This is a genomic window from Pseudomonas fluorescens (genome assembly GCF_902497745.1).
In the GTDB taxonomy this organism is placed as follows: Bacteria; Pseudomonadota; Gammaproteobacteria; order Pseudomonadales; family Pseudomonadaceae; genus Aquipseudomonas; species Aquipseudomonas fluorescens_BM.
Genome location: NZ_CABVHJ010000020.1, coordinates 88,934 through 103,968 on the forward strand (window position 1 = coordinate 88,934; position 15,035 = coordinate 103,968).

General features: G+C 54.7%; 17 protein-coding genes and 1 pseudogene. 8 read left to right on the forward strand and 10 right to left on the reverse strand.

Annotated elements, in window-relative coordinates; translation table 11 throughout:
- Positions 1-63: 63 nt before the first annotated feature.
- A complete protein-coding gene (locus F8N44_RS25240; protein ID WP_150652201.1) occupies positions 64-1,497 on the reverse strand; it encodes a PLP-dependent aminotransferase family protein in 1,434 nt (477 codons plus the stop codon).
- A gap of 310 nt (positions 1,498-1,807) precedes the next feature.
- Between F8N44_RS25240 and F8N44_RS25245 the strand changes: the two genes are divergently transcribed.
- Complete coding sequence (locus F8N44_RS25245; protein WP_150652202.1) at positions 1,808-2,248, forward strand: carboxymuconolactone decarboxylase family protein; 441 nt, start codon at positions 1,808-1,810, stop codon at positions 2,246-2,248.
- 100 nt (positions 2,249-2,348) lie between these two features.
- On the opposite strand, the gene F8N44_RS25250 is transcribed toward F8N44_RS25245, so the two are convergent.
- The gene (locus tag F8N44_RS25250; protein WP_150652203.1) at positions 2,349-2,663 is read right to left on the reverse strand and encodes a hypothetical protein; all 315 of its coding nucleotides are present in this window, start codon (positions 2,661-2,663) and stop codon (positions 2,349-2,351) included.
- 207 nt (positions 2,664-2,870) lie between these two features.
- Here F8N44_RS25250 and F8N44_RS25255 point away from each other — a divergent pair, with 207 nt between their 5' ends.
- From F8N44_RS25255 to F8N44_RS25265, 3 genes are read left to right on the forward strand one after another with little or no spacing between them, the layout of a single operon-like run.
- Positions 2,871-3,536 carry a secretin and TonB N-terminal domain-containing protein gene (locus tag F8N44_RS25255; RefSeq protein WP_095122850.1) on the forward strand — a complete coding sequence of 222 codons (666 nt, stop codon included), beginning with the start codon at positions 2,871-2,873 and terminating at the stop codon, positions 3,534-3,536.
- Positions 3,533-4,084 (forward strand): RNA polymerase sigma factor, encoded by a 552-nt coding sequence (locus F8N44_RS25260; protein ID WP_007913935.1) that lies wholly within the window; start codon positions 3,533-3,535, stop codon positions 4,082-4,084. Before F8N44_RS25255 ends, F8N44_RS25260 begins: the two co-directional genes overlap by 4 nt.
- Positions 4,085-4,115: 31 nt before the next feature.
- On the forward strand, positions 4,116-5,054 hold the full coding sequence (locus F8N44_RS25265; RefSeq protein WP_150652204.1) for a FecR family protein: 939 nt from the start codon (positions 4,116-4,118) through the stop codon (positions 5,052-5,054).
- 563 nt (positions 5,055-5,617) lie between these two features.
- Here the strand turns inward: F8N44_RS25265 and F8N44_RS25270 are convergent.
- Both F8N44_RS25270 and gspH read right to left on the reverse strand, forming a co-directional pair.
- Positions 5,618-6,226: a prepilin-type N-terminal cleavage/methylation domain-containing protein gene (locus F8N44_RS25270; protein ID WP_150652205.1), complete on the reverse strand. Its 609-nt coding sequence runs from the start codon at positions 6,224-6,226 to the stop codon at positions 5,618-5,620.
- Positions 6,223-6,669, reverse strand: a complete 447-nt coding sequence (gspH, locus tag F8N44_RS25275; protein ID WP_064392940.1) for a type II secretion system minor pseudopilin GspH — start codon at positions 6,667-6,669, stop codon at positions 6,223-6,225. The genes F8N44_RS25270 and gspH overlap by 4 nt, the downstream gene beginning before the upstream one ends.
- Positions 6,670-6,789: 120 nt before the next feature.
- On the opposite strand from gspH, the pseudogene F8N44_RS25280 reads away from it, so the two are divergent.
- Both F8N44_RS25280 and F8N44_RS25285 read left to right on the forward strand, forming a co-directional pair.
- Positions 6,790-7,222 (forward strand): annotated as a pseudogene (locus F8N44_RS25280) (type II secretion system protein N).
- Positions 7,223-7,572: 350 nt separating this feature from the next.
- On the forward strand, positions 7,573-9,372 hold the full coding sequence (locus F8N44_RS25285) for a hypothetical protein (RefSeq protein WP_150652207.1): 1,800 nt from the start codon (positions 7,573-7,575) through the stop codon (positions 9,370-9,372).
- Positions 9,373-9,494: 122 nt separating this feature from the next.
- Here the strand turns inward: F8N44_RS25285 and F8N44_RS25290 are convergent, their stop codons facing one another.
- Together F8N44_RS25290 and F8N44_RS25295 are read right to left on the reverse strand one after the other, a co-directional pair.
- A complete protein-coding gene (locus F8N44_RS25290) occupies positions 9,495-9,908 on the reverse strand; it encodes a glycyl-tRNA synthetase subunit alpha (protein WP_150652208.1) in 414 nt (137 codons plus the stop codon).
- Positions 9,909-10,034: 126 nt separating this feature from the next.
- A complete protein-coding gene (locus F8N44_RS25295; RefSeq protein ID WP_150652209.1) occupies positions 10,035-10,730 on the reverse strand; it encodes a hypothetical protein in 696 nt (231 codons plus the stop codon).
- 610 nt (positions 10,731-11,340) lie between these two features.
- On the opposite strand from F8N44_RS25295, the gene F8N44_RS25300 reads away from it, so the two are divergent.
- Entirely contained in the window at positions 11,341-11,700 is a 360-nt protein-coding gene (locus F8N44_RS25300; protein WP_150652210.1) for a DUF6124 family protein, read from the forward strand.
- Between the two features lie 157 nt (positions 11,701-11,857).
- Here F8N44_RS25300 and F8N44_RS25305 read toward each other — a convergent pair whose 3' ends face one another.
- Genes F8N44_RS25305 through F8N44_RS25315 form a run of 3 tightly spaced genes read right to left on the reverse strand, consistent with a single transcriptional unit; the run spans position 11,858 to position 13,350 of the window.
- Positions 11,858-12,247, reverse strand: coding sequence for a hypothetical protein (locus tag F8N44_RS25305; RefSeq protein WP_150652211.1), 390 nt, complete (start codon positions 12,245-12,247; stop codon positions 11,858-11,860).
- On the reverse strand, positions 12,244-12,849 hold the full coding sequence (locus F8N44_RS25310; protein ID WP_218233172.1) for a hypothetical protein: 606 nt from the start codon (positions 12,847-12,849) through the stop codon (positions 12,244-12,246). The genes F8N44_RS25305 and F8N44_RS25310 overlap by 4 nt, the downstream gene beginning before the upstream one ends.
- Before the next feature lie 3 nt (positions 12,850-12,852).
- A complete protein-coding gene (locus tag F8N44_RS25315; RefSeq protein WP_095125648.1) occupies positions 12,853-13,350 on the reverse strand; it encodes a PAAR domain-containing protein in 498 nt (165 codons plus the stop codon).
- Positions 13,351-14,032: 682 nt separating this feature from the next.
- On the opposite strand from F8N44_RS25315, the gene F8N44_RS25325 reads away from it, so the two are divergent.
- Positions 14,033-14,392, forward strand: coding sequence for a DUF6124 family protein (locus tag F8N44_RS25325; RefSeq protein ID WP_150652213.1), 360 nt, complete (start codon positions 14,033-14,035; stop codon positions 14,390-14,392).
- A gap of 157 nt (positions 14,393-14,549) precedes the next feature.
- Here the strand turns inward: F8N44_RS25325 and F8N44_RS25330 are convergent, their stop codons facing one another.
- Positions 14,550-14,939: a hypothetical protein gene (locus F8N44_RS25330; protein ID WP_150652214.1), complete on the reverse strand. Its 390-nt coding sequence runs from the start codon at positions 14,937-14,939 to the stop codon at positions 14,550-14,552.
- Positions 14,940-15,035 lie beyond the last annotated feature (96 nt).

Sequence of the window (15,035 nt, forward strand, 5' to 3'; positions counted from 1 at the left end):
GGATAGGCCTGCCGTCGTGAATCACCAATAACCAATCGGCAGTAAATGCGTTATACCAAAGGCTCATGACAGCTGTTCGAGGATGTCACGCAGGCGATCCAGAGCGATATCGATGTCCAGCGTTTCGATGGCGCCGAAGCCGAAATACAGGCCGTTCTTCGCCGGTTGCTGATGATAGAAACCGTTGATCGAGTACAGCCCGACTTCGACCTTTTTCGCCAGTTCGATCACCAACGGCAAGTCGATCGGCACCTTGCAGAACACCGCCATATGAAACCCGGCGCTGGCCGGCACCGCCTCCAGCCATGGCGCCAGATCGGTTGCCATGCGCTCGAGAATCCGTTCGCGGCGTTGGGCGTAGATCGCGTGACAACGGCGGATATGCTTGAGCAGGCAGCCCTCGGCGATGAACTTGGCCAACGCCCATTGCGGCAGGGTCGAGGCGTGCAGATCGGTCAGTTGCTTGGCACGGATCACCGCTTCGAGAATCGCCGGCGGCAGAATCGCATAACCCAGTCGCAACTCCGGCAGCAGGGTCTTCGAGAAGGTGCCGACGTAAGCGACGATGCCGCGCTGGTCGAGGCTGAACAGCGAATCGGTCGGCCGGCCTTCGTAGCGAAACTCGCTGTCATAGTCGTCCTCGATGATGATCGCGCCCAACTCATGAGCGCGAACCAACAAGGCTTCACGGCGCGCCTGACTCATCGGCATGCCCAGCGGGAACTGGTGCGACGGAGTGACATAGATGAGGCGCGTGCCATCGGGAATGTGCTCGACCTGAATGCCCTCGGCATCCACCGGAATCCCGACCACCTCGGCGCCATGGGTGCCGAACAGCAGACGTGCCGGCGGATAACCGGGATCTTCCATCGCCACCAGACTGCCGGGGCTGATCAGCACACGGGTGATGAGGTCCAGCGCCTGTTGCGCGCCGTTGCACACGACGATGTCTTCGTCCTGACAGTTGATGCCCCGGGAAAACGCGATGTGCCGGGCAATCGCATTGCGCAGCGCCGGCAGGCCTTCGGCGACACTGTAGAATCCCTTGGACTGGCTCATCTGACGCATCGCATGGGCGACGCAGCGGCGCCAGTCATCCTGTGGAAACTGGCCCTTGCTGGTGGCGCCGCCGATGAAGTCGTAGCGCAGCGAGCCTTCCAGCGTCGGGTGGCGCAGGAACACCGGCAGATTGCGCCAGCTCTCGATCACTTCGGCGCTGGCCAGTTCGCTGTGCCTTTGCTTGCGCTGGACCTGCGCCGGGCGCGCGTTGACGTAGGTGCCTTTGCCGATCACCCCGGTGAGGAAGTTTTCGTAGGTCAGTTGCGCGTAGGTATCGGAAATGGTCTTGCGCGAGATGCCCAGTTGCTCGGCCAGCAGGCGGCTGGGCGGCAGTTGCGTGCCAGCGGCCAAGCGCCCGGACTCGATGGCCCCGCGCAACTGCTGATACAACTGACCGGCAAGATCCTTGCGGCCGTTGATCACGACGTGAAGTTCCATACCGACGAGGCTCCCGAGGCTATTAGGCGTGCCCGCCAGATTACCGCTGTTGCGGGATGGGCAATAGTTGCCTACCCGAAAAACCCGAAATTGGCCCCTAACCCCTGTGGGAGCGAGCCTGCTCGCGAATGCGGTGTGTCATTCAAAAATGGGCTGACTGACCTGACGCCTTCGCGAGCAGGCTCGCTCCCACAGGGGATCTGCGCAGGGCAGGATTCAGTGGTGTAGCGGTTTTCCGTGCAATTGGGGCTGTCATGCATGGCTGTCGACGTTTACGGTGAACTCATCATTCCGTCCACCGAGAACCGCCATGTCCCCGCGCCTGGATTACTACAACGCTTCGCCCAAGGCGATGAAAGCGATGATTGCCATGGAGGCGCTGACCGCCAACCTCAGTATCGAGCAGCCGCTGCTGCAACTGATCAGGATCCGCGCCTCGCAGCTTAATGGCTGCGCATTCTGCACCGACATGCATTCGGTGGACGCGCGACGGGCCGGGGAGAGTGATCGGCGTTTGTATGCGATTGCGGTGTGGCGCGACAGCAACTTCTTCAACCCGCGCGAGCGTGCGGCGCTGGCGTGGGCGGAGGCGGTGACGTTGTTGGCGGACAGCCGCGTGCCTGATGACGTTTATGAGCAGGCGCGCGAGCAATTCAGCGAAGGCGAACTGGTCGATCTGACCATGGCCGTGACCACCATCAACAGCTGGAATCGCCTCGCCGTCAGCTTCCGCCAAACGCCTAGCGATTGAAGATCAAAAGATCGCAGCCTTCGGCAGCTCCTACAGGGAAACGATCGAAATCCCATGTAGGAGCTGCCGAAGGCTGCGATCTTTTGATTGTGACGTTGCCTTAATTCGCCGGTCGTTGCGGTTTCACCGAGGTGCCAAAGGTATTGCCCATCCGCGTACTGGTCGCCGCCGGCGTCGCCAGCCCAACCTGATTCGGCGGCCGCTTATTCACCGGCACATTCAGCGCCTCCTGATTCTTCTGCGCCGCCGTTGCACCTTCCGGGTTGTTGCCCATCTGCTGGCTCAAACAGTCGTAATTCGGCGCCTTGTAACCGCCGACCGTCACCTCGACACAGCCCAACGGTTCCTCGGCATAAGCGCTCGACAGCGCCATCAACAACAGCCCGCCAAGGCTCAATCGCCACAGTGTTTTCATGCTCGCCTCCTGGCCGGCCCAAAGGGGCCGCGCTATGGCGTGAGTCTAGTGCAAGCCGTGCGCAATTCCCGTGATGGTTTTTTTGCACCGCCCGTCACACCAGATTCATAAACAGCCCTCAGGATGACGATTTCCAAGGATTCGTCAGCCGTGCAGCGAGGCAATTCCACGGACGGTTTTCAGCGTTCAACGAGGCTTGTGCGCCGGATGTGTCTGGGGTGGCTGCTTGGCTGTGCGGCGGGCCACGCCATGGCCGACGCGGTGCCGGCGGACTTGCGCATGACGCTGCACATTCCGGCACAGGATCTGGCACACGCGCTGGATCAGTACAGCCACGCCACCGGCGTTGCGGTGCTGGTCGACAGTCAGTTGAGTCGCGGTCGACGTTCGTTGGCGGTGGACGGTGAATACACCGCCGCCGATGCCTTGCGTCGATTGCTCGGCGGCAGTGGTTTGATGGCGCGTTATGCCCGCGACGATGCGTTTACCTTGCAAGTGGCGCAGGTCGAAGACGTGCCGGCGCCGCCGCAAAAACAGACGCCGGAAAGCGTCGCGGTCAACCGCAGTTACGCCACGGCGGTGCAAGCAGCGATCGAGCGCAACCTGTGCCGCTCGCCGCTGACCCGGCCAGGCAGTTATCGCGCGGTGTTGCAGGTCTGGGTCGGCCGCGACGGCTTGGTGCAGCACAACCGGTTGGTCACTTCGACCGGTGATGTACGGCGCGACAACGCGTTGGTGGAAAGTTTTCGCAACCTCAAAATCGACCGGCCGACGCCCAGCGCCTTGCGTCAGCCGGTCACGTTGCTGTTGTTACCGGAGTCGTCAGGGAAACGCATGGAATGCACCAAATGGGAAGGAGTTTCCGGGGGATGAAAGACACCGGACAAGGTTCGATGGTCCAACTGTTCCTGACGTCCTACGAGGACTTTCGGGTGCGCCTGCGCAGGCGTCTCGGTTCGGAAGATCTGGCCAACGACGTGCTGCACGAAACCTACCTGCGGGTCGACCGCATGGAGACGCCGCCGAACGTCCTGCGGCCCAATGCCTACCTCTATCGCATGGCCCTGAACATCGCCGCCGACCGCCGCCAGGCCGATGCGCGCCTGCTCACTGGCGAGGAAGTCGAAGAGCTGCTGCAAATCGGTGACGAAGCCCTCGACCCGGCGCGGGTAGTGGGCGGGCAAAAGGAAATCCAGTCGCTGCTCAGTGCGTTGTACGAGCTGCCGGCACGGCGCCGGAAGATCTTCATCGCGGCGCGTCTGGAAGAGGCACCGCACCTGGAGATTTCTCAGCGCTTCGGCATTTCCACGCGCATGGTCGAGAAGGAAATCAAAGCCGCGTTGGGCTTCTGCGCCGCGAAACTGGAAAGAAAAGTGTTTCAGCGGTTCGGTCGCGGGGCCGGAAAACCGTCTTCTGAATAGTGCCCGATCAATTCGTTGAGAATCTGCGCGTTTGAACATCTTTCGACTGACACCTGCCGAGCCATCGGCGGCCGACCATCTGCACAGCGAAGCCCGCGACTGGCTGGTCCTGCTGACCTCCGGCCGCGCCACCGTGGCCGATGCCCGCGCCTTGCGCGAATGGTGCGCGCAGAGCGCCGAGCATGCCCGCGCGTTCGAAGAGGCCAAGCGGTTGTGGCAGCAACTGCAACCGGCCGTGGAGCAAATGCAGGCACCGCGCGGGTTTGGTCGACGTGCTTTTCTCGGCGGGGCGATTGCTGCGTCGGCGGCGTTTTTGCTGGTGCGCGGGGCGATTCCTGGTGGCTTCGAAGGATTGGGTGCCGACTACATCACTGAAGTCGGCCAGCAGCGTCGTTTTGAACCGGCGCAGGGTGTGAGCCTGGAGCTGAATACTCAGACTCGGATCAATCAGCGTGCGGTGTCTGAGGGCGTGCAGGGTTTTGAGCTGGTCAGTGGTGAAGTTGAGGTGCAGACGGCGCGGTTGCCGCTGGCGGTGCAGGCTGGGGGAGGGTGGTTGCGTGCTAGTCAGGGGCGTTTCAACCTGCGTAATACTGATCAGCAAGTCTGTGTGACTTGCCTTGATGGCGCGGTTGAAGTGGATGTTGAAGGTCGTAGTCTGCGGCTTGAACCGGGGCAGCAGGTGACTTACGACGCGCGGCAGGTTGGCAGTGTGCAGAGTGTCGACACGGCGGCAGTGATGAATTGGCGTCAGCAAGTGTTGGTGTTTAACGGCGCGACGTTGAGCCAGATGATTGATGAGATCAATCGGTATCGGCCGGGGATGTTGTTGCTGCTTAATCGTGAGCTTGGGCAGCGGCGGGTGCAGGCGCGCTTTAGCCTTGATCAACTTGCTGGTGTTGCATTGCTGATTCGGGATGCTTATGGCGTTAAATGCACTGAGCTGCCGGGTGGCGTCGTTGTTTTGAGTTAGTGGGTTTGATTGGGTACATATCCGTTGCTGCGGTAACGGCTGCTTAGGGTTCCGCCCTTACGGCGGGTCACTTTTTCCAGACGCCGAAAAAGTAACCAAAAAGGCTTGCTCCTGCGTGCGGCCCGCTCGCTAAAGCTCGGGGTTCCTTCGCTCCGGGATCCATCCGGGCGCATCGCCTACGGTTTGCTTCGCTGCACTTCCTCTCGATGCATTTGGCTGCGCCAAACGGTCGCTGCGCTCCCACCCCCGGATGAATCCCTCCACTCAGCCTTCCGACGTCGCCCGTGGATCAAGATCAAGATCAAAAGCAGCAGCCGAGCTAACGCTCATCCTGTTGAGTGGGGCGGCTTTGCCGCTTGGGTTGTACGCACATTAAAACGGTGGGAGCGAGCCTGCTCGCGAAGACGGCCTAACAGCCAACCAATCCCCAACTGCCCACCCCCAATCCCAATCCCAATGTAGGAGCTGCCGAAGGCTGCGATCTTTTGATCTGCAAAATCAAAGTCAAAAGATCGCAGCCTTCGGCAGCTCCTACAGGGATATCCGATATTCAGGGATCGGCTTCACTCCAACGGCCCAATCACCTGCCGATACTTCTCCACCCCCTGCGCCGTCCCCCGACTCAACCGAATCTCCAACCCCAACGGATCCTCCCGCCGATTCCCGCTCAACTGCCGCCACCCCTTATCCACCTCCCAAACCCGCACCTGCACATCACTGACCTCACTCAAAACAGCGACCCCATTCCCAGGCGCCGGCAACGGATACCGACTCCGCGCCTCAGCCACCGCCCGATACAAAGTGTCGCCCTTGACCCACCACCGCACCCGCTGCAACGCCCCCGGCTGATCCGCCGCCGTGCGAATAATGTCCAGCCGAAACCCCTTACTGTCGCTACTGCGCACAGTCAAAGCGGGCGGGGCGGTCGGCGGCTCATCATCCACCCCAACCTTCTTCGGCTCGGTCAACTCAATCCCCGCCCGCATCTCCACATCCCGCTGCAACTGATTCAGCGCTCGCAATAAACCGTCACTCTGCTCACTGCTCGCCTGCAAATGACTGTCCGCCCGCGTCACACTGTCCAGCCCCCGCCAGGCAATCAAACTCACCACCGCCATCAGCAAAATCGCGACCATCACCTCAATCAACGTAAATCCTTGCTGGCGCTTCATTGCAGGCTGATCCTTCCGCTGCCATCACGCAGCACACTCAAGCGATTCAACCCATCCGACAACGTCAACTGCAGCGGCGGATTGATCCACTCAGCGTTCAGCACGACCCTCTGTTTCGGCTCCACCCGCACCTCCATCTTCGGACTCTGCCAGGCACGCGGCCGCAACTGCGGATCCTGCGCGAAATGATCAAACCCCTTGCCACTGTCACTGCGCCGACTAAACCGAAACCCCTTGGCATCACTCACCCACACAATCGGCCGCCCATCCGCGCGCGCCTCCGCCTGCGCCACCTGCAGCAACTGCGCCACACGCTCGGCATCCTTGCGCAGCAACTGCAACGGATCGGGCTTGATACTCAAGCTGATCGCCGCACTGGCGATGCCGATGATCACCAGCACCACCATCAACTCGATCAGCGTAAAACCCTCTTGCCTGTTCATCGCGCGCGCGCTCCTTTGCGTCCTGCGCCATCGTGCACGGCCAACATGTAAGGCGTGTGAAATAAAACGGAGAGAATTGCCGCGTAGGCTGGCAGCAGGGATAAAAAGGAGATTCAACCCATGACCTTCACCGCACGCTTTACCCCACCCCAAATGGTCCAGGCCCTCGCACTGCTCGCGGCGCTGGTCGGCGTGGCGACGTGGTCGTCGCTGCTGCTGACCTCCGCCGAATCACACACCCCGGCAGCGGCCCCGCAGTTGCTGGCGGCGCGCAGTGATAGCCCGGCGTTGCAGTGGTTTTCCAATCAAACGGCGCCGATGGATATCAAGGTGAGCGGGGTGATGGCGGGGAGTCGGGGGGCGGTGGCGATACTCAGCCTGAACGATGGGCCGCCGAGGAGTTTTTTGCAGGGGGAGAGGGTTGGGCCTGGGGTGAGGTTGGTGGCGGTGGAGGGGGATGGGGTGGTGATTGAGCAGGGTGGGGAGACGGTGCGGTTAGGGGTGGAGAGGTTGGGGGAGGGGGGTGGTGTTGCCGAGGTTGGTGAGGCCCTGAATTGAAAGATCGAATCAGCCATTTTGTAGTTGCCCCTTCTGGCCTGCCGGTTCAAGCGGCTCGGCGAGAGAGTAAGGTGAACAAGCAAAGCATTTGATTGCTTTCGGCAAAGAGCAATCATGTCACGACATACCGCTATCGCACAGAAAAGCAATCTACTCATTGAGGGGACCTTGAAGGCAGTCCTACATACGTTTTAGCAGCCATTTTCTTAGTAGAACATCCTTGAAGGTTTGGAGGAGCCCGTAGTGCAAAACTTTAATGTGCGCCAAAAAGCAGACTACATTTGTAATGGGATAGACGTATTTTCATTTTTCCGTTCGTAGATTACAGGGCTAAGGGGAGAGGGAATGTCCATAAAGACTGGTGAAGCAATAAGTGGGGTTTACAGTGAGGCAAATAACTTTCTGATAATTGGCCTGACAGGGCGTACTGGTTCAGGATGCTCTACCGCCGCTAGCAAGTTGGGCGGCACAAGTTTCGAATTTCCTGCGGACGGCTATGAGGGGCTCACGGAGAATGAGTTAAAAAAACATAAAATAATTCATAAGTACTTAAAGGGCAATGAATGGACTTCTTTTTATAAGATTGAGGTGCGATCATTAATTACATATCACCTATTGCTTCTAGAAAGAGAGCCGTTTGTATCGTATTTAGTAGGGATCTCGGGTGCAGGCATTAGGCAAGAGTCCGCAGCAGCGATTTATGATGACTCGAATAAGGTGCGAGAGGAAATTCTCCGGCTTCATTCGTTTAATGGGAAGGTTGATCCTAGCGAGTTAGAGTCATGGATAGAGCTTTATTTTTCAACCTTGCCGCGTGTTGCTGAGAGTTTGAGGGAAAGCTTAGGTGGGGCTGGTTTTACCAAGCTTTACCAAAACTCTGGTGACAATATTAGATCCTCAGGCCTTGCAAATAGTAATATCTTTGACGCCGGCAAGATATTTAATTTTCCGAAGCATTTAAATTTTCTAATTAAGCTTGTTCGAAAATCTACAATAGCAAAAGGAATTCCGTGCAGGGTTGTTATAGATGCGATTAGAAATCCGTATGAGGCATTCTTTTTAAAGCGGAGATATGCAAACTTCTACCTGATATCCGTAAATACGCCTAATTCAAAAAGATTGAGTAGTTTGCATGAATATAGAAAGCTTTCAATGAAAGAGATTTCGGATCTCGATAATAAGGAGTATCCTGGAAAAGTTTCCGGGGCCAATAAATTTATCGCGCAAAATATTCAGGCTTGTATCGAGATTGCTGATATTCATATTCACAACTCCAAAGCTAGCGAGTTCAATCAAAATGACTTGGTGAGTCAGCTAGCATGGTACCTAGCGCTTATGATGCATCCTGGGTTAGTGATGCCGACGTCAGTTGAAAACTGTATGCAAATAGCTTATACGGTCAAGCAAAGCTCCGGCTGTATTTCGCGACAGGTTGGGGCTGTAGTAACAGATACTGGTTACAGTGTAAAAAGTGTCGGCTGGAACAGTACTCCCCAAGGACAAACTCCATGCTTGTTAAGAAGTGCTGAGGACTTATTGAGCGGAATTAATGGTGCCGATTATAGTGAGTATGAAAAAAACGATAATGTGTTCCGCAAGGCTTTAAGTGATAAATATTTTAATTTGATAAAAACTGGCGCCACTCAAAAACGGAATATCCCGTTTTGCTTCAAAGCGCTACAAAATGAAATTGAGGGTGAAAAGAACCAAGTTCACACGAGATCACTTCATGCAGAAGAAAATGCTTTTTTGCAAATTGCAAAATTTGGTGGGCAAAAACTTATTGGGGGTGTTTTGTTTACTACCGCTAGCCCCTGTGAACTTTGTGCAAAAAAAGCATATCAACTGGGTGTCACTAAAATAATATACATCGATCCCTATCCAGGTATTGCTACTGATCATATTCTTTCTGTTGGTGCAAAAAAGCCAATACTTGAACTGTTTCGAGGGGCAGTAGGACGTGCTTTTTATCAACTTTATCAGCCTTTGATGCCTTATAAGGATGAGTTGGAACTGTTGTATGATATTCCTTCTTATCATAACCCTGAGAGTCCGTCGAAAAGCTTCCTAATGAAAGAGAATGAAAAGTTGCACGCTCAAATCGATGCTTTAGAAAATGAATTACGCAAATTAAAAGAAAATTAGAAGGTTGGAGCGGATTTGCTCTCTGGAAGCAAATCCATCCCTTTTTGCGTTGGAGTCAATTTATTCGCCGAGAAGTGAACGGCTGTAAATTAATTCGCACATTTTTTAATTTGTTGTCCTTTTTAGAGGCAGAATATTTTTTGAATCCATTCTTCATCCTTTCCAGATTTTGAGAAAGGGCCATGAATTGAGGCCGCACAACCTCTTAGCGGAACGTTGCGATCTTTAATGTCTGAAATAATCCAGTCAACATAGATTCTCCATTCGGAAATATCTACGTCTTTAACTTTTCCTATTGCAAGGATTGCCATTTCTGATGATCCTTTCCCTAGTAAGCGTTTGACTGCAATACGATCACCTGTCTTTACCTGCGTAAATCGTTCTTGTTGATTTTTTATGGAGTTTCCTACTCCGGTTTCCTCATTCTCGAATTTATTTGCATCCCAGCAATACCAGTATCCCCGTTGTAAAAATTTAGGTAGGACGTCTTTTGATCCTCCCCATGTAGCACCTACAAGCCAGTAATTTGTCGTCATTTTTTTACTCGGATCTTAAGTTTGGGGAGGTGATGTGACGTGTTTGGAGATTTTTATACCGAGACTTTTCTATCGGATAATGGAGGCTGAGTTGTTTTCTGGGAATATATAAGTCCCCTTGGAATGCTAGTCGATATTTACTGAGCGTAAATTTACGGACATGTAGCCTTGTCTGGGACCATTGATGTCGTAAATTTTAAAGTATCCTGAGAGCAGAGCTACGTCACCTTTAAATTCAAGAGGTGTTTTTTCAGATTTCGATAGATGCACTAGGTATTCTGCGCCCCCAGAGTTAAAATCGTCCTCGTTATTTCTTACGGTAAATATGAATCTGCCGTATTCATCGTTATCTCGTCCTACGTCTTCCGTCATTTCTTTAGGTAGAGTTATCGATAAATAGACTGTGTTATTTAATTGGCCAGCCATTGTATCGTTGAATTTTTCACCTAGCATTGGGTCTCCTCTCCAACCTGGAGAAGGCTGAAGAGAGAAGTCGAAGCTCGGAATATCAAGTTTTGTCTTTCCAGTATTTATAGTTACACTAACATCTCCTTGAATGTTAGAGAAATTTGGGCTGTTTGGCCCACTGGTTGACTGGGAAGCCGAGTTAATATTGCCTCCTGCGTTGTTAACGGACGAGTTGACTGAGAAATCCTGTTTCTGTCTCGAATTCTGCTGCTTATTTCTATTCATCACAAATAGCCCAGCTAGTGTCGATATAGACCCAGCAACGGCAAGGCTTGGCTCAAATCCAGGCTCCACAATGACCCAAGCAATTGATCCAAGTACTGAACACACTGCTAAAGCTTTTAGATAAATCACGGCCTCACCCTGATTAAATTAAAATAGGTTAAAAATTAATTATTATTTTTAACTTTTGTAGTTGTTGGCACCAGTTTTTCACGTGTAGCACCCTGAGCCAATGTGCAGGGTACTCGAAACGTGACATAAGTAGAAGATCAGCGACAAGGTCTACTTTGAGCTTCGAAATCTGGTACTGCGCCTGTACCCCACGATGGTCAGCGGGTAAAGGGAACTACAGAAATAGGTAGTAGTAAAGGACGGAATGAGCCCTCGATATACAGCAACGTTTAAAAAGACATCTCCCGACACTCTCCTAGGCTACACATCCTTGCGCCTTTGCCTACAGCTACGCCAGAATCCGCCGGCTTGTGCGCTTTTGGGTCGGATTCTATTGTGGTCCGGTCGCTGACGAATCAGCGATCGGGTTTGGTAGCCCGGCTTAGACTTGGCGCATAGCGTCACCCGATACAGCCTTTTTGGGGCTGTGTATTTATGGTGGCCATGCGCAGGGCGTCTTCGGGCGCGCCGGTTCTCCAAGTCACCGGTCTACCAACCTTCGTATGGCCACCACCCCTTCGTTTGGTAGCGAAAGATGATGGCTCCTTTTCTATGATTTGGAGATTCACTCATGATCAAACCAACACCCAACCCGCCCGAAACCGACTCGGTTTCCCCCTACGAATCCATCGACTCAAAAAAACTCCACGAAGCCGCCGACCGCGCGCTCGACCATTACCTCTGTCCACCCGGCTCCACGCCGCCCCCACGTAAAAACCGTGGGATGTACGCCGTGACTGCGGACAATAAAAACGAAGAACTGCTGATCGATGCCAGTGAAACACTCGCTTCGGCTCAAACCATTGCGCAGAACGTTGCCAGTTTGTTGCCGGCGTCGCAGCGTCGGGCGTTGTTGGGGATTTCGCAGTTGATCATGCTCGGGGAGTTGGCTGTGAATCGGGCGTTGGATAATTTGCAATTGCCGGAGTGATGCGGGTGTCGGGATCATCTGGTGACTGATCAGGTGTTCATTCTGGCGCCTTCGCGAGCAGGCTCGCTCCCACAGGGTTTTATGCTGATTGCAGATGTTGTGTACGACGCTGGAGCCTGTGGGAGCAGTTGATGATTACCGTGCCGTCTTCGTGTGGTTATTGAGGCGCTTCAGGACATTCGTGGGTCCATCGCGTCACCGTCATGTCATTGAATTGCTCGCCAATGGTATCGACGCGTAGGCAAGTTCCTTTCTTCGCGTAGTACAAGATGCAGCGCGAGCTATCAAACGAGCAGGTATCCAGTTCGAAGAACTTGTGTGCAGCCAGCTCCTTCTCCACGCCGCTGTATTCATAACCGTCGGTGGTGTGCATCCGCGTTGGCTTCCATCCTTGTGTGACGAGCTTGGACTTGGCCGCAGCCAAACGCTCTCCGACGACTATGCCTGCTGGCCCGCGCTTGTCGTTCGGCGCCTGTGAGCCATCGGCAAATGCTGCGCTGATACCCGTGCAATAAAGTGCGACAAGTACGAGGGTTGAAGCCTTCATTTGGTTGTTCCTCCAGCCGATTTGTAGCTCGACAAAAATTCTGGATACTCGACGTAATGTTGCGGGGGATAGTGATTCTTTTTGCCGGGCCCTTCGGGAAGTGCCGCCCACCTTGTTGCTGCTTTCGGCATCGCGCCTGGAATGTCGCCGGCCTTGATCTTGTCGATCACACCCAGGGTGCGCAGCATGTCGACCGCGATAAGGTCTTGCGTATGAGGCGTAAAGTCGGTCAGCCCCATCTTTCCGCCATACTCGCGCCAAGTGGCAATGGTTATTTGATACAAGCCCGATGCCGTTGTAGATCCGCCGAAGCCGGCGCCCGGATGGGTCGACTCATCAGTGAACGTCCATTTTCCGGTCTGGAAGCCCTTTGCCCAGCCATATCCATATTTCGCGTGGTAGTCACCTCCTTCGGCTTTGGCAATGGCAGCCAAAAAGGCCTTCACGTTCGGATCCTTCAAATACTCCTCATTCTCCGCCCGTCTTATCTGTTTTTTAGCGTCCAGCGCTACAGTTTTTGGGGTGGTGTCTTTGACGGCCGTCACTTCTCGCGTGGCGACGGGAGACATCTTCCTGCCACTCTTGCTAATCACTTCAGCCATGCCTTAATCCTCAAGAAACAGCTTGATGGTTTCAGGTAGGTGCGAACTCACTACGTGCGTGTAGCCCATTGGATCACTTACGCCGTGTTCCATGCTGCCGTCGGCGCGTTGAATGGCGTATTCAAAATTGGCTAACGGTTTGCCCGACTCCTGGTCAACCAGTCTGAACTTGTCACTGAAGTGCACCGGCATCGGCAGCAGACCGCTGAAAGGCGCTGATACGACGGTGTCGCCAATGATGACCGTGCCGGATCCGCCGATAACCACGTTGCCGTGGCCACCGGTACTGTCTTTGGTCGCAGCGTTCAGCCCATTGATGAAAACCGTAGCGCTGACGGCGCCCGTGATTGGGCTACCGCAGGCGGACTTGTCGGTCATTCGAGCGGCGGCAAGGCCGTCGAAATTCACATTGGGCGAGCCGCTGACAATAGGGTTTGTGCCATGCCCGGGGAGCGGGCAATTGGTGGGATCTGTCACTCGCGCAGCAGGTTTGCCACTCATGAAATGTTCCTTTTCAAAGTTTCAGTTTTCCTTGACCGGAATGGAGTCGATATGGGGGCGGGGGATATCGGCTGCCAAAATAATGCGGGGGTGACCAGCGTGTACGCGAGAAGAATGGGCATGTCCTGGGAGGGGCGCATAAAGTTTTACTGTCCATGTAAATGTGCTGCGCGCAGCATGCCCGAGGCAGGCGGCGCGCTCAATATTTACTTACAAATTATTGGTTGACTGTTGGGTGCGGTCGCAACGCGGGGGGCAAGCTCGGGTGATCTCTGGCAACACGTGACAGGATCGATTTTAGAAATCGGGATGCGATGAGGCTCGATAAACACCAACGTTTAAAAAGACATCTCCAGACACTCTCTCAGGCTACACACCCTTGCGCCTTTGCCTACAGCTACGCCAGAATCCGCCGGCTTGTGCGATTTGTACCTGGTCTTTATCGTCTACGTGTCGCTGGCAACCCAGCGACCGGGTTTAGCGACCTGACCAGGTATAATTACAACGACGCTCCAGTTTGTCGCAGACGTTTGCGACGACGATATGGTGGCTGTGCGTGGGAGACCTTCGGGTCTGCCGGGTCTTATACCTCTCGGTTCGCTAACCCGCGTACAGCTGCCACCCTTACTTGTTTAGCGACAGGTGTTGGTGGTTCCACCAGGTATAAATTTGGAGCTTCACCATGATCAAACCAACACCCAACCCGCCCGAAACCGTCTCGGTTTCCCCCTACGAATCCATCGATTCCAAAAAACTCCACGAAGCCGCCGACCGCGCGCTCGACCATTACCTCTGTCCACCCGGTTCCACGCCGCCCCCACGTAAAAACCGTGGGATGTACGCCGTGACGGCGGACAACAAAACCGAAGAACTGCTGGTCGATGCCAGTGCAACACTTGCTTCGGCCAAAACCATCGCCCAGAACGTCTCCAGCCTGTTGCCGGCATCGCAGCGCCATGCGTTGGCGGGGATTGCGCAGTTGATCATGCTCGGGGAGCTGGCGGTGAATCGGGCGTTGGATAATTTGCAATTGCCGGAGTGATGCGGGTGCCGGGATCACCTGGTGATTGATCGGATGTTCATTCTGGCGCCTTCGCGAGCAGGCTCGCTCCCACAGGGTTTTATGCTGATGGCAGATGTTGTGTACGACGCTGACACCTGTGGGAGCAGTTGATTATTACCGTGCCGTTTTCGTGTGGTTATTGAGGCGCTTCAGGACATTCGCGGGTCCATCGCGTCACCGTCATGTCATTGAATTGCTCTCCAATGATATCGACGCGTAGGCAAGTTCCTTTCTTCGTGTAGTACAAGATGCAGCGCGAGCTATCGAAAGAGCAGCTATCCAGTTCGAAGAACTTGCGTGTAGCCAGCTCCTTCTCCACGCCACTGTATTCATAGCCGTCGTTGGTATGCATCTGCGTCGGCTTCCAGCCTTGTTTGACTAGCTTGGATTTGGCCGCAGCCAAACGCTCACCGACGACGATGCCTGCTGGCCCGCGATTGTCGTTTGGCGCCTGTGAGTCATCGGCAAACGCTGCGCTGATACCCGTGTAATAAAGTGCGAAAAATACGAGGGTCGAGGCCTTCAATTACAGTTCCTATAGCCGATTTTAGCTCGACAAAAACTCCGGATCCTCGGTATGAGGTTGCGGAGGATGGTGATTCTTGGTGCCAGCCCTTCGGGA